The organism is Kitasatospora sp. NPDC057936 (genome assembly GCF_042887525.1).
In the GTDB taxonomy this organism is placed as follows: Bacteria; Actinomycetota; Actinomycetes; order Streptomycetales; family Streptomycetaceae; genus Kitasatospora.
This window is the reverse complement of the sequence record NZ_JBHVPD010000028.1, coordinates 57,041-73,092: the sequence shown is the minus strand read 5'-3', so window position 1 is coordinate 73,092 and position 16,052 is coordinate 57,041. Positions and strand designations below refer to the sequence as shown.

Annotated in this window: 1 protein-coding gene (cut by a window edge); it reads right to left on the bottom strand. The window is 75.0% G+C overall.

Annotated elements, in window-relative coordinates; genetic code table 11:
• Positions 1–287: 287 nt before the first annotated feature.
• Positions 288–16,052, bottom strand: the 3' portion of a protein-coding gene (locus ACFVU9_RS17250) for an SDR family NAD(P)-dependent oxidoreductase (protein WP_387594057.1). Its footprint extends 14,712 nt past the window's final position; the window shows 15,765 of its 30,477 coding nt (coding positions 14,713–30,477); the start codon falls outside the window, past its right edge; its stop codon occupies positions 288–290.

Sequence of the window (16,052 nt, the reverse complement as noted above, 5' to 3'; positions counted from 1 at the left end):
CAACTGTGCGGCCGCGGTGGCTAGGTGAGCGTCCAAATCTCTTGTCCTGAACGGTGGTTGGACGCTCGGGAACCTACGGTCGGCCTGGAGTCCCGGCCGTTCGCCTGCCTCCGAAACATCATCTGCGTGCCCTCAGGCTCACTCGCATGAGCTCGATCAGAGCCTCACGGCTCGCGTAGTGGTCGGCTTGCGGTCGGCGAAGTGCGCGCGGACCGCGTCAAACCGCGACGTCGCGGGAGCCCGGGGTGGGCTCCCGCGACGCGGGGGTGGGTGCGGGCGGGCCGGGGTCAGTCGGAGAGGCCCAGTTCGTTGTCCAGGAGGTCGAACATCTCGTCGTCCGACGCCGAGTCGAAGTCGAAGGCGTCGGCTTCGGAAGCGGCGGTACGGGAGGCGAGCCACTTCGTGCGCAGGACCTCCAGGCGGGCGGTGACCTGGGCGAACAGCTCGTCGTCGGAGACGTCGAGCTCCGTCGTGCCGAACGCCTGCTCCAGGCGGTCGAGTTCGGCCAGCAGGGCGGCCGGGCCCTCGGTGGGTTCGGGCCGCAGGCCGAGGCGGTCGAAGAGGTGGTCGGCCAGTTCCGCCACCGTCGGGTGGTCGAAGACCAGGGTGGCCGGCAGCCGCAGGGCCACCAACGCGCCCAGGCGGTTGCGCAGTTCGACCGCCGTCAGGGAGTCGAGGCCGAGGTCCTGGAAGGCCCGCTGCGGGTCCACCCCGGAGGCGTCGGTGTGGCCGAGGACCGCGGCCACCTGGCGACGGACCGCCTCCAGCAGCGCCTCGCGCCGTTCGGCGCCCGGCAGTTCGGACAGCCGCCGCACGAACTCGGCGCCGCCGCCCGTCCCGCCGTCCGCGCCCGCGGCCGCGCCGCGCCGCACCGGCACCCGCACCAGGCCCCGCAGGAGCGGCGGAACCTCGCCGCGCCGGCTCAGGCCGGCCGGGTCGAGGCGCAGCGGCAGGACGGCGGGTGCCGTGCCGGCCGTGGTCGCGTCGAACAGGGCGAGGCCGAGGTCCGGCGTGAGCGGCGGCATGCCGGCCCGGGCCAGTCGTTCGGCCTCGGCCTCGGTGAGGGTGCCGGTCATGCCGCCGGTGCCGGTCCAGGGGCCCCATGCCAGGGAGACGGCAGGCAGGCCGAGGGAGTGGCGGTGGCGGGCGAGGGCGTCCAGGAACGCGTTGGCGGCCGCGTAGTTGCCCTGGCCGGGGTTGCCGAGCGTTCCCGCCGCCGAGGAGAACAGGACGAAGGCCTCGACGCCCTCGGCGGCCCGGTGGAGGTTCCACGCGGCGTCCGCCTTCGGGCGCAGGACGGCGCCGATGCGCTCGGGCGTGAGCGAGCCGATCGTCCCGTCGTCCAGGACGCCGGCGGTGTGCACCACCGCGCGGACGTCGTGGCGGGCGAACAGGCCGGTGACGGCGGGCCCGTCGGCGACGTCGCAGGCCTCGACGGCCGTCTCGGCGCCGAGGTCGGCCAGTTCGGCGACCAGTTCGGCGACGCCGTCGGCGGCGGCGCCGCTGCGGCTGACGAGGAGCAGGCTGCGCACGCCGTGCTCGGCGACCAGGTGCCGGGCCACCAGGCGGCCCAGGCCGCCGGTGCCACCGGTGATCAGCACCGCGCCCTCGGTGGGCCAGCTCGGGGCCTCGGCCGCGAGCTCCGCCCGTGCGAGGCGGGCGGCGGACAACTCGCCGTCGTGCAGCAGGAGTTGCGGTTCGTCGACGGCGAGGGCGGCGGGCAGGAGCCGCGTCTCGGCGGTGGCCAGGTCGAGCAGGCCGAACCGGCCGGGCTCCTCCGAGGCCGCCGAGCGGACGAGGCCCCAGGCCGCCGCACCGGCGAGGTCGGTGCCGGACACCGCGCCCCGCGTGACGAACACCAGCCGCGAGGCGGCGAACGCGTCCTGCGCGAGCCACGTCTGGACCAGCTCCAGGACGGCGGTCACCGTGAGGTGCACCGACTCGGCGCCGCCGGAGGGGAGTTCGGCCAGGACGACCGGCGGCACCTCGGACGTCGCCGCGAGTTCGGTCAGCGCCTGCGCGGTCGGCTCGACGGCCGCGAACGCCACGTCCGCGTCGGCGGGCATCTGCACCGGCACCCAGTCGAGGCGGAACAGCGCGTCGTGGCCCGCCGGGCGGGCGGCCGCGCCGAGTTGTTCGGCGGCGATCGGCCGGACGGTGAGCGAGCCGACCGACGCCACCGGCCGGCCTTCCGGGTCGGCCGCGGCGAGCGCCAGCCCGCCGGACGCCGACGGCGTCAGCCGGACGCGGAGTGCGGACGCCCCGGAGGCGTGCAGCGCGACGTCCTCCCACGCGAACGGCACCCCGGCGCCGCCTTGCCCGGCAACGCTCGCCTCACGACCGGCGCTCACGGCGAGCGTGTGCAGGCAGGCGTCGAACAGGGCCGGGTGCAGGCCGTAGGCGCCGCCCTCGACGCCCTCGGGCAGAGCGACGTCCGCGAAGAGCTCGTCGCCCCGGCGCCAGACCATCCGGAGACCCTGGAACGCGGGACCGTACCCGAACCCGGCCTCCGCCAGGCCGTCGTAGAGGCCGGTCAGGTCGACCTGCTCGGCGTCGGCCGGCGGCCACACCGAGGCGTCGAACTCCGCCGGTGCCGCGCCCGTCCCGAGCACGCCGCTGGCGTGCAGGGTCCACGGGTGCAGGCCGCCCGAGCCGGGCCGCGAGTGCACGCTCACGGACCGGCGGCCCGCGTCGTCGGGCGCCCCGACGGCGACCTGGAGCTGAACGGCTCCCGTCCCCGGGAGGACCAGCGGCGCGGCGAGCGTCAGTTCCTCGACGGCGTCGCAGCCGACCTCGTCACCGGCGCGCACGGCCAGCTCGACCAGGGCCGTGCCCGGCACCAGGACCGAGCCCATGACGACGTGGTCCGCCGCCCACGGGTGGGACCGCGCCGACAGGCGGCCGGTGAACAGGAGGCCGTCGCTGTCCGCCAGCTCCAGCGAGCCGGTGAGCAGCGGGTGTTCGGCGTTCCTGAGCCCGGCGGACTCGGCTCCGCGGCCGGCGGGCAGGCCGCTCGGCCAGTAGTCGCGGTGCTCGAACGGGTAGGTCGGGAGTTCGGCGAGGTGGCGGCCGGCTCCGGCGAGCAGCGTGCGCCACTCGACCTTCGCGCCGTGGACGTGCAGGCTCGCGAGGGCCTGGACGAGGTTCGCCTCCTCGGGGCGGTCCTTGCGGAGCGCGGGGGTGGCCACGGTGTCGGCGTCCTCGGGCAGCGCGCCCGCCGTGAGGGCGGTGAGGACGGCGCCGGGGCCGAGTTCGAGGTAGCGGCGGACGCCGGCCTCGTGGAGGGTCCGGATGCCGTCGGCGAAACGGACGGCCTCGCGGACGTGGCGCACCCAGTAGTCGGGGGTCGTGATGTCCTCGCCCAGGGCACCGGTCAGGTTGGAGATCACCGGGAGCGAAAGAGCGCTGTACGTCAGCCCGTTGAGGACCGTACGGAAGTCCTCCAGCATCGGGTCCATCAACGGCGAGTGGAAGGCGTGGGACACGCGCAGGCGCGTGGTCCGGCGGTCGGCGAAGTGCTCCTCGATCGCCGCGACGGCGTCCTCCGCTCCCGAGACGACGATCGAGCGCGGGCCGTTGACGGCGGCGATCGACACGAACTCGCCGATCAGTGGCAGGACTTCGTCCTCCGTCGCCTGTACGGCGAGCATCGCGCCACCGGACGGCAGCGCCTGCATGAGCCGGCCACGCGCGGTCACCAGGGCGCAGGCGTCGGCCAGGCTGAACACCCCGGCCACGTGCGCCGCAGCGACCTCACCGATCGAGTGCCCGGCCAAGAACTCGGCCCGCAGGCCGAGGGATTCGACGAGCCGGTAGAGCGCCACCTCGACGGCGAACAGCCCGGCCTGGGCGTACGCGGTCTGGTTCAGCAGTTCCTCGTCCGAGCCCCACACGACGTCCCGAACGGGAAGCTCCAGCGCCTCGCACACCTCGTCGAAGGCCTGGGCGAACACCGGGAAGCGGTCGTACAACTCCCGCCCCATGCCCAGCCGTTGCGAGCCCTGACCGGAGAACAGGAACGCGCTCTTGCCGTCGCCCGCGACCCCCCGGGCCACCTCCACGCCGTCGACGAGCACCGTGCGGTGCGGCAGCGCCGACCGCCCGGCCAGCGTGAACGCCACATCCGCCGAAGGCAGTTCCTCGGCATCCGTGAGCCGCGCGAGCTGTGCGTCCAGCGCCGCCTCCGACTTGGCGGACACCACCCACGGCACGAGACCGGGTGCGGCCCCCTTGTCCGGCTCCGCCGACTCGGGCAGTTCCAGGATGACGTGGGCGTTGGTGCCGCTGATCCCGAAGGACGACACGCCCGCCCGGCGCGGGTGGCCGGTGGCCGGCCAGTCGATGCGCTCGGTGAGCAGCTCGACGGCGCCGGCCGTCCAGTCCACGTGCGAGGAAGGCGCGTCCACGTGCAGCGTGCGCGGCAGCACGCCGTTCTGCATTGCGAGCACCATCTTGATCACGCCGGCGACACCGGCCGCGGCCTGGGAGTGGCCGATGTTCGACTTGATCGAGCCGAGCAGCAGCGGGACTTCGCGGTCCTGACCGTAGGTCGCCAGCAGCGCCTGCGCCTCGATCGGGTCACCGAGTGTGGTCCCCGTGCCGTGCGCCTCGACGGCGTCCACGTCGCCGGACGTCAGCCCGGCGCTCGCCAGCGCCTGCCGGATCACGCGTTGCTGCGACGGACCGTTCGGCGCCGTCAGACCGTTGGACGCACCGTCCTGGTTGACGGCACTTCCCCGCAGCACTGCGAGGACGCGGTGGCCGTTGCGGCGGGCGTCCGACAGGCGCTCCAGCACCACCATGCCGATGCCCTCGCCCCAGCCCACACCGTCCGCCGCCTCGGCGAAGGCCTTGCTGCGGCCGTCGGCGGCGAGGCCGCGCTGCCGGGAGAACTCGACGAACGTCGCCGGGGTGGACATCACCGTCACACCACCGGCCAGGGCCAGCGTGCACTCGCCGCTGCGCAGGGCTTGCGCGGCCAGGTGCATCGCGACGAGGGACGACGAGCAGGCCGTGTCGACCGTCACCGCCGGGCCCTCCAGGCCGAGGGTGTACGAGACGCGGCCCGAGGCCACGCTGCCCGCGCTGCCGCTGCCCTGGTGGCCCTCGAACTCACCGCCGCCGAGCAGGTTCGCGTAGTCGGCGTACATGACGCCCGCGAAGACGCCCGTCCGGCTGCCGCGCAGGGACACCGGGTCGATGCCCGCCCGCTCGAAGGCCTCCCAGGAGGTCTCCAGCAGCAGACGCTGCTGCGCGTCCGTCGCCAGCGCCTCGCGCGGGCTCATCCCGAAGAACGCCGCGTCGAACGCCGCCGCCTCCCGCAGGAACCCGCCCGTCCGGGTGTAGGACGTGCCGCTGTGGTCCGGGTCCGGGTCGTACAGCGTCTCGACGTCCCAGCCGCGGTCGGCCGGGAACTCCGACACCGCGTCCACGCCGTCGGCCACCAGCCGCCACAGGTCCTCCGGCGACGCCACGCCGCCCGGATAGCGGCAGGCCATCCCGACGAGCACGATCGGATCATCGGACGGGACGGGCACGGCCGCCGGAAGCGGTTCCGCCGCCTCCGAGGCGCCGAACAGGCCCTCCAGCAGGAAGCCGGCGATCGCGTGGGCGGTCGGGTAGTCGAACACGACGGTGGCCGGCAGCTGGAGACCGGTCACGGTCCGCAGCCGGTTGCGCAGTTCGACCGCCGTCAGCGAGTCGAAGCCGAGGTCCTGGAAGGCCCGCGACGGATCCACCGTCGACCGGCCCTCGTGGCCGAGCACGAGCGCGATCTGGTCGCGCACCAGCTCCAGGACGGCCTCGCGCCGCGCGTCGCCGCCCAGCCCCGACAGCCGCCGGGTCAGGTCGACCGCGGCGGGGGCCGTGGCCGCCCGGCGCGCCGGGGCCCGGACCAGGCCGCGCAGGAGGGTGGGGACGTCACCCCGGTCCCGCAGGGCGGGCAGGTCGAGCCGGACGGGCAGGACGGCCGGCTCGGCGCCGGTGGCGACCGCGTCGAACAGCGCCAGCCCGTGCTCCGGGTCGAGCGGCGGCACGCCGGCGCGGGTCATCCGCTCCCGCTCGGCGTCGGTGAGCGTGCCGGTCATGCCCGCCACGTCGGACCACGGGCCCCAGGCGAGCGAGACGGCCGGCAGGCCGAGGGCGCGGCGGTGGACCGCCAGGGCGTCCAGGTAGGCGTTGCCCGCCGCGTAGGCGGCCTGGCCCGCATTGCCGAACGTACCGGCCATCGACGAGAACAGGACGAACGCTTCGACGTTCCCGGCGGCCCGGTGCAGGTTCCACGCCGCGTCCGCCTTCGGGCGGAGGACGGCCGAGAGCCGCTCGGGGGTCAGCGAGCCGATCACGCCGTCGTCAAGGACGCCCGCCGTGTGGACGACGGCACGGATGTCGTGCCGGGCGAACAGGTCCACGACAGCGGCCTCGTCGGCCACGTCACAGGCCTCGACCCTCGACCCCGCGCCCAGCTCCGCCAGCAACTCCTCGACGCCCTCGGCCTCCGCACCCCGGCGGCTCACCAACAGCAGGTCACGCACGCCGTGGTCGGCCGCCAAATGCCGGGCCACGAGCTTCCCGAGACCTCCGGTACCACCGGTGATCAGGACCGTGCCCTCACTCGGCCACGCCACCGCCGTCTCGGCCGCTGCTTCCGTACGCACCAGGCGCGCAGCCAGGACTTCACCGTCGCGGACGAGCAGCTGCGGCTCATCCAGGCCCAGAGCCTCCGGCAGAAGCACCTCGTCCCCCGCCAGATCCACCAGACCGAACCGGCCCGGCTCCTCCGACACCGCCGACCGCACCAAACCCCACACCGCCGCACCGGACAGGTCCTCGCCCGCCACCACACCACGCGTCACGAACACCAGACGCGAACCCGCGAAACGCTCCTCCGCCAGCCAGCCCTGCACCAGCTCCAGCACCCGCGCCGTCCGCGCGTGCACCTCACCAGCAGCCGCCTCGAAAACGACCACCGGCGGCACATCCTCCGGCACCTCCGCCAACGACCCGACCGCCACGAACGCCGAAGCAGCGCCCGCCTTCACCGGCACCCAGTCCACCCGGAACAGCGAGTCCCGGCCAACCCGCGTCCCGGCCGCGAGCTGCTCGGCGGCGATCGGGCGCACCGTCAGCGCGCCGACCGAGGCCACCGGCCTGCCGTCGGCGTCGGCCACGGCGAGCGCCAGGGCACCGGAGGCCGACCGCGTCAGCCGCACCCGCACCGCCGAAGCACCGGTCGCGTGCAGCGCCACGTCCTCCCACACGAACGGCACGCCGCCGCCCTCGCCGGACCCCGCCAGGGCGAAGCCGTGGAGGCAGGCGTCGAAAAGAGCAGGGTGCAGGCCGAAGCCGCTGCCGTCGGTGCCCTCGGGCAGGGCGACCTCCGCGAAGAGCTCGTCCCCGCGCCGCCAGGCGGCCCGGAGGCCCCGGAACGCGGCGCCGTACTCGAACCCGGCCTCCGCGAGGCCCTCGTACAGTCCGGCCGCGTCGACCGCCTCGGCACCGGCCGGCGGCCACACCGACGCGTCGAACGCCACCGGCACCGCGCCCGAGCCCAGCGCACCGCTCGCGTGCAGCGTCCAGACCGGCTCCGGACCGGTGTCCGCCGTGGAGTGGATGCCGACCGCGCGGCGCCCGGAGTCGTCCGGCTCGGCCAGGCGCACCTGGATCCGGACTGAGCCGTCCTCGGGCAGCACCAGCGGCGCGGCCATGGTCAGTTCCTCGACCAGGTCGCAGCCGGCCTCGTCCCCGGCCCGCACGGCCAGTTCGACCAGCGCCGTGCCCGGCACCAGCACCGAACCCATGACGACGTGGTCCGCGAGCCACCCGTGCGACCGGGCCGACAACCGGCCGGTGAACACCAGCCCGGCGGTCCCGGCCAGTTCGAGCGAGCCGGTGAGCAGCGGGTGGTCGGCATCGCGGAGCCCGGCGGACTCGGCCGTCGGGAAGAACGCCGGGGCGTCCGTCCAGAAGCGGCGGTGCTGGAACGCGTACGTCGGCAGGGCGACCCGGCGGGCGCCCGTCCCGGCGTGGAAGGCGGACCAGTCCACCGGGACGCCGAGCACGTGCAGGCGCGCCAGCGCCTCGACGACGGTCCGCTCCTCGTCGCGACCGCGGCGCAGCGCCGGGACGGCTTCGGCCTCGCCGTCGGGCAGCGCACCCGCGGTGAGGGCGGTGAGGACGGTGTCGGGGCCGAGTTCGAGGTAGCGGCGGACGCCGGCCTCGTGGAGGGTCCGGATGCCGTCGGCGAAGCGGACGGCCTCGCGGACGTGGCGCACCCAGTAGTCGGGCTCCTGGAGGCCTTCGGCCAGTCCGCCGGTCAGGTTGGAGACCACCGGGATCGAAGGCACGTTGTACGTCAGCCCGTCGAGAACAGCGCGGAAGTCCGCCAGCATCGGGTCCATCAGCGGCGAGTGGAACGCGTGCGAAACCCGCAGCCGCGTCGTCTTGCGATCGGCGAAGTGCGCCTCGATCTCCGCGACAGCCTCCTCCGCGCCGGAAACGACGACGGAGGTCGGGCCGTTGACCGCAGCGATCGACACGAACTCGCCCAGCAGCGGCAGGACTTCCTCCTCAGTCGCCTGTACGGCGAGCATCGCGCCGCCGGACGGCAGCGCCTGCATCAGACGGCCACGGGCACTCACCAGCGCACACGCGTCGGCCAGCGAGAACACCCCCGCCACGTGCGCCGCAGCCACCTCACCGATCGAGTGCCCCGCCACGAACTCGGCGCGGACGCCCAGCGATTCGACGAGACGGTACAGCGCCACCTCGACCGCGAACAGCCCCGCCTGCGCGTACTCGGTCCGGTTCAGCAGCTCCTCGTCCGAACCCCACACCGCATCCCGAACGGGAATCTCCAGCGCCTCGCACACCTCGTCGAAGGCCCGGGCGAACACCGGGAAGCGGTCGTACAACTCCCGCCCCATCCCCAGCCGCTGCGACCCCTGCCCCGAGAACAGGAACGCCGTCCGGCCGCTCGTGGCGACGCCGGTCGGCGCTTCGCCGTCCGCCACCGCCCTCAGGCCGGCCAGGAGTTGCCCGGTCCCGTCGCCGACCACGGCCGCGCGGTGTTCGAGCGCGGCGCGGGTCGTCGCCAGCGAGTACGCGACGTCCGCCGGGCGGGCGTCGTCCACGGCCGCGATGAGCCGCTCCGCCTGCGCGCGCAGCGCCTCCGGGGTCGCGGCGGACAGCAGCCACGGCACGACCCCCGGTTCGACCTCCGGCACCTCCGTGGACGGCGCCGCTGCCGGGGCCTCCTCGATGATCACGTGGGCGTTGGTGCCGCTGATCCCGAAGGAGGAGACGCCCGCGCGGCGCGGACGGTCGCCCGGGGCCCACGGCCGGGGCTCGGTCAGGAGCCGGACGGCCCCCTCCGACCAGTCCACGTTCGCGCTCGGCTCGTCGACGTGCAGCGTCGACGGCAGCTCGCCGTTGTGCATCGCGAGCACCATCTTGATCACGCCGGCGACACCAGCCGCGGCCTGGGTGTGCCCGATGTTCGACTTGATCGAACCCAGCAGCAGCGGCTGTTCCCGGTCCTGCCCGTACGTCGCGAGGAGCGCCTGGGCCTCGATCGGGTCGCCCAGCGTCGTGCCCGTGCCGTGCGCCTCGACCACGTCGACCTGGTCGGCGCCGAGGCGGGCGTTGGCGAGCGCCTGGCGGATCACCCGCTGCTGCGACGGCCCGTTCGGCGCCGTCAGGCCGTTCGACGCGCCGTCCTGGTTGACGGCGCTGCCGCGCACGAGCGCCAGCACCGGGTGCCCGTTGCGCAGTGCGTCCGACAGCCGCTCGACGACCAGGAAGCCCGCGCCCTCGGCGAAGCCCGTGCCGTCGGCGGCGGACGCGAACGACTTGCACCGCCCGTCGGGGGCGAGCGCGCCCTGGCGGCCGAACTCGGCGAACACGCCCGGCGTGGCCATGACCGTCACGCCGCCGGTGATCGCGAGCGAGCAGTCGCCCTGGCGCAGCGCCTGGGCGGCCAGGTGCAGGGCGACCAGGGAGGAGGAGCAGGCGGTGTCGACGGCGACGGCCGGGCCCTCCAGGCCGAGCTTGTACGAGACGCGGCCGGCCACGACGCTGCCGTTGCCGTCGCTGCCCGGGTAGTCGTGGTACATCACGCCGGTGAAGACACCGGTGCGGGTGCCGCGCAGGCCGCTCGGGTCGATGCCGGCCCGCTCCAGGGCCTCCCAGGAGAGCTCCAGCGTGAGCCGCTGCTGCGGGTCCATGGCGAGGGCCTCGCGCGGGGAGATCCCGAAGAAGCCGGGGTCGAACTCGGCGGCGCCGTCGAGGAATCCGCCCGCGTGGGTGTGGGACGAGTCCCCGGCGCCCCCGCTGTCCTCGGTGCGCAGCGTCGAGAGGTCCCAGCCGCGGTCGGCGGGGAACGGCGCGATGGCGTCCGCGCCGGACGTCACCAGCTGCCAGAGCTCCTCGGGCGTGGTCACCCCGCCCGGGTAGCGGCAGGCCATGCCGACGATCGCGATCGGGTCGTGGCGGACCTCGGCCGCCGCCCCGGGGTTGTCCGTCGCAGCGTCGGTCTCTTCGCCTGCGGCACGGATCCGGTCGTCGGTGAGGTCGAGCAGGGCGTCGACCAGGCCCGCGTCGCGCAGACGGCGGGTCGGGATCGACTGCAGCGCGGCCCGCAGGTCGGCCTCGGCGCGGGACGCCTCGCCGCTCGCGGCGGCGGTCCGCACGCCCAGCTCGGTGACGATGAGCTCCGTGACGGCCTCGGCGTTCGGGTGGTCGAAGGCGAGCGTGGCGGGCAGGCGCAGGCCGGTGAGGGTGTTGAGCTGGTTGCGCAGGTCGGTCGCGGCGAGGGAGTCGAAGCCGAGCTCCTGGAAGGCACGGTCCGGCTCGATCGCGTCGCCCGACTCGTGGCCGAGCAGCCCGGCCACCCGGGCCCGGACGAGGTCGAGGACGGTCCGCCGCTGCTCCGCCTCCGTCAGCCCGGCGAGCCGGGCCGCGAGGCCGTCCGCCGGGGCGGCCGGTGCCAGGGCGTGCGCCGCCGTGCGGCGGGCGGCCGGGACGAGGGCGCGCAGGAGTGCGGGGACCTCGTCGGTGCGGGCGCGCAGGGCGGCGGCGTCGACCCGGACCGGGACGACGGCGGCGCGCTCGCTGCGCAGACCGGCGGCGAACAGCGCCAGACCGGCTTCCCGGGTGAGCGGCGGGACGCCCTGGGCGGCCATGCGGTTGCGGTTGAGCTCCAGGAGCTGCTCGCCGAGGCCGGCGCCGACGTCCCACATGCCGTAGGCCATGGAGGTGGCGGGCAGGCCGGCGGCGTGGCGGTGGGCGGCGAGGGCGTCGAGGAAGACGTTCGCGGCCGCGTAGTTGCCCTGGCCCGCGGTCAGCACCAGGCCGCCGGCGGAGGAGAAGAGCACGAACGCGGTCAGGTCGAGGTGACTGGTCAGCTCGTGCAGGTACCAGGCGCCGTCGGCCTTCGGGGCCAGGACGGCATCCATCCGGTCCGGGGTGAGCGCGCCGACCAGACCGTTGTCACCGACACCGGCGGCGTGGACCACGGCGCTGAGCTCCGGGATCGCGTCGATCAGCGCGGCCACGGCCGCGCGGTCCGCCATGTCACAGGCACGCACGTCGGTGGTAGCGCCGAGGGCGGACAGCTTCGCCACCAGCTCCACCGCGCCCGGCGCCTCCAGGCCACGACGGCTCGTCAGCACCAGACTGCGGACGCCGCACTCGGCGACCAGGTACCAGGCCACGACGGCCCCCAGACCACCCGTACCACCGGTGATCAGCACCGTGTCATCCGAGCTGATCGGCAGCGGGCCCTCCGGCTGCGGCAGCCGGCTCAGACGCGGGACGCAGACAGCCCCGCCACGCACGGCCGACTCCGGCTCAGCGGTGACGATCACCTGCCCGTCCGTGTCCAGCAGGACGAAGCGGCCAGGGTTCTCCGCCTGCGCCGCCCGGACCAGACCCCACACCGGAGCCTGCGCCAGATCCACCGGCTCACCTTCACGCACGGCCACCGCACCCCGCGTCACCACCACCAGACGCGACACCGCGAACCGCTCCTCCACCAGCCACGCCTGGAGGACCTCCAGCACGGCGTGGACGTTCACACGGACACCGCTCGGGACGTCCTCGGGGCCCATGAAGCCGCCGCAGTCGAGGACGACCACGCCGGGCACCGGCTCCGAGGACTGCGAGACGTCCTCCCACAGCGCCCAAGAGCTCTCGGAGCCGGCCGGACCGGACAACTCCGCCCACTCGATCCCGTAGAGCGGGTCGACCGAGCCCAACTGCTCCGCCGACACCGCCCGGCCCACCATCGAGGCCACGGCCAGCACCGGGCCGCCCGCCGGGTCGGCGAGGTCGAGCCGCAGCCCGCCGCCGCCGCCGTCGCCGTCGCCGAGCCGGACGATCCGCACCCGCACCGCCGAGGCGCCGACGGCGGACAGGGTTACGCCGGTCCACGCGAACGGGATCATGGTCTCGCGCTCGCCGCCACCGGCCAGGATCGCGGCGTGCATGGCGGCGTCGAGCAGCGCCGGGTGGACGCGGAAGCCGTCGGCCGCCACCCCCTCCGGCAGCGCGACCTCGGCGAACAGCTCGTCGCCGCGCCGCCAGGCCGCCCGCAGCCCCTGGAACACCGGGCCGTAGCCGAACCCGGCCTCCGCCATCCGCTCGTACGCGCCCTCCACCGGCAGCGACTCGGCGCCGGCCGGCGGCCAGACGTCGAACGCCTCCGCCTCGACGGCTCCGCCGACGGCCAGCGAACCGGCCGCGTGCTGGACCCACCCGGCGTCCGGATCCCCGTCCAGGCGGGAGTGGATGGTGACCGCGCGCCGTTCCGAGGCGTCCGGGCCACCGACCCGCACGTGCAACTGGACGGCGCCGCGCTCGGGCAGCACCAGCGGTGCGGCGAGCGTCAGTTCCTCCACCACCTCGTACCCGACCTCGGCCGCGGCCCGCAGTGCGAGCTCGACCAGCGCCGCACCCGGGACCAGGACGGTGTCCAGGACCCGGTGGTCGGCCAGCCACGCGTGCGAGTCCAGCGACACCCGGCCGGTGAGGAGGAACCCGTCCGTGTGGGACAGGTCGACGGCCGCGCCCAGCAGCGGGTGCGCGAAGGCGCCCACGCCGACCGCGCCCAGGTCGCCGAGCGGGGTCGTCGCGTCGAGCCAGAACCGGCGGTGCTGGAACGCGTAGGTGGGCAGTTCCACCGTGCGGGCGCCGGTGCCGGCGAAGAGGACGGACCAGTCCACCTCCGCCCCGGCCGTGTGCAGCCGGCCGAGCGCGCCGACCAGGCTCGCCTCCTCGTCCCGGTCCGCGCGCAGGGCGGGCACGACGCACGTGCCCACGGCGGTCGGGTCGTCCAGGACGCCCTGCACCAGTCCGGACAGGACGGCGTCGGGGCCGAGTTCGAGGTAGCGGCGGACACCCGCGGCTTCCAGCGTTCGGACCCCGTCGGCGAAACGGACGGCCTCACGGACGTGACGCACCCAGTAGTCGGGGGTCGTGACGTCCTCGCCCAGGGAGCCGGTCAGATTGGACACCACCGGGAGCGAAGGAGCACTGTACGTCAGCCCGTTGAGGACTTCGCGGAAGTCCTCCAGCATCGGGTCCATCAACGGGGAGTGGAAGGCGTGGGACACGCGCAGGCGCGTGGTCCGGCGGTCGGCGAAGTGCTCCTCGATCTCCGCGACGGCGTCCTCCGCTCCCGAGACGACGATCGAACGCGGGCCGTTGACGGCGGCGATCGACACCACGTCGCCCAGCAACGGCAGGACTTCGTCCTCCGTCGCCTGTACGGCGAGCATCGCGCCGCCGGACGGCAGCGCCTGCATCAGACGGCCACGCGCGGTCACCAGGGCGCAGGCGTCGGCCAGGCCGAACACCCCGGCCACATGCGCCGCAGCGACCTCGCCGATCGAGTGCCCCGCCACGAACTCGGCGCGGACGCCCAGCGATTCGACGAGACGGTAGAGCGCCACCTCGACGGCGAACAGCCCGGCCTGGGCGTACTCCGTCCGGTTCAGCAGCTCCGCGTCCGACCCCCACACCACGTCGCGCAAGGCCGGATCCAGCTCCGCGCAGACCTCGTCGAAGGCCTCGGCGAACACCGGGAAGCGGTGGTACAACTCCCGTCCCATGCCCAGCCGTTGCGCGCCCTGACCGGAGAACAGGAACGCCGTCGCCCCACCCGCCCGGGCGGACGAGGTGGCCGCGCCCGGGGCGGTTTCGCCCCGGCTCAGCGCCTCCAGCCCGGCCAGCAGTTCCTCCCGGTCCGCGCCGAGCAGCACCGCGCGGTGCTCCAGCGCGGGCCGGGTCGCGACGAGCGAGTGGGCGACGTCCAGTGCGGCGAGCTCCGGCCGCGCGCCGACGAAGGTCGCGAGCCGCTCGGCCTGCGCCCGCAGGGCCTCCGGCGTCGCCGCGGCGAGCAGCCACGGCAGCGTGCCCGACTCCCGCCCACCGGTGGACGGTTCGACCACCGGCTCGGGGCCCTGCTCGACGATCACGTGCGCGTTGGTCCCGCTGATCCCGAAGGCGGACACGCCCGCCCGGCGCGGACGGCCGGTGGCCGGCCAGTCCCGGGCCTCGGCCAGCAGCTCGACCGCGCCCTGCGACCACTCGACGTGCGGCGAGGGCCGGTCGATGTGCAGCGACTTCGGCAGCACGCCGTGCTGCATCGCCAGCACCATCTTGATCACGCCGGCCACACCGGCCGCCGCCTGCGCGTGCCCGATGTTCGACTTGACCGAGCCGAGCAGCAGCGGGAGTCCACGGTCCTGCCCGTAGGTGGCGAGGACCGCCTGCGCCTCGATCGGATCGCCCAGCGTGGTGCCGGTGCCGTGCGCCTCGACGGCGTCGACGTCCGCCGCCGACAGACCGGCGCTCGCCAGCGCCTGGCGGATCACCCGCTGCTGGGACGGACCGTTCGGCGCCGAGAAGCCGTTGCTCGCGCCGTCCTGGTTGACGGCCGTACCGCGGATCACCGCGAGCACCCGGTGGCCGTTGCGCTCCGCGTCGGACAGCCGCTCGACGAGCAGCACCCCGACGCCCTCGGACCAGCCGACGCCGTCCGCCGCGCCGGCGAACGCCTTGCACCGGCCGTCCGCCGAGAGGCCCCGCTGCCGCGAGAACTCGATGAACATGCCCGGCGTCGACATCACCGTCGCGCCGCCCGCGAGGGCCAGCGAGCACTCGCCGGTGCGCAGCGCCTGGACCGCCAGGTGCAGGGCGACGAGCGAGGAGGAGCAGGCCGTGTCGACGGTCACCGCCGGGCCCTCCAGGCCCAGCGTGTAGGACACCCGGCCCGAGACGACGCTGCCGCCGCTGGTGCCGGAGGGGTTCGTGTTGAGGGCGTAGTCGTGGTACATGACGCCCGCGAAGACGCCGGTCCGGCTGCCGCGCAGGGACAGCGGGTCGATGCCCGCCCGCTCCAGCGCCTCCCACGAGGTCTCCAGGAGGAGCCGCTGCTGCGGGTCCATGTAGAGGGCCTCGCGCGGCGAGATCCCGAAGAAGCCGGGGTCGAAGTCGCCGGCGTCGTGCAGGAAGCTGCCGTGGCGGGTGTAGCTGTGGCCCTCCTTGCCGGGCTCGGGGTCGTAGAGGTGCTCGATGTCCCAGCCGCGGTCGGTCGGCAGTCCGGTGACGGTGTCGACGCCGTCCGCCAGCAGCCGCCACAGCTCCTCGGGCGTGGTCGCGCCGCCGGGGTAGCGGCAGGCCATGCCGACGATCGCGATCGGCTCGTCGGAGGTGAGCGGGCGGGCCGCGGTGCCGGTCGTCGGGGTCGCCTCCGGGCCCGTGCCGGCCAGGTCGAGGAGGTGCTCCGCGACGGCCCGCGCGTTGGGGAAGTCGAAGGCGAGGGTGGCGGGCAGGCGCAGGCCGGTGCGCTTGTTGAGGCGGTTGCGCAGGTCGGTCGCGGCGAGGGAGTCGAAGCCGAGCTCCTGGAACGCGCGCTCCGGCGCGATCGCCTCGGCGGAGGCGTGGCCGAGCACGGCGGCGACCTCGGTCCGGACGAGCTCCAGCGCCAGGCGCCGGCCCTCGCTCGCGCCCAGTGCGGCGAGGCGCCCGGCCAGGCCGGTCCCGGTCGCGCG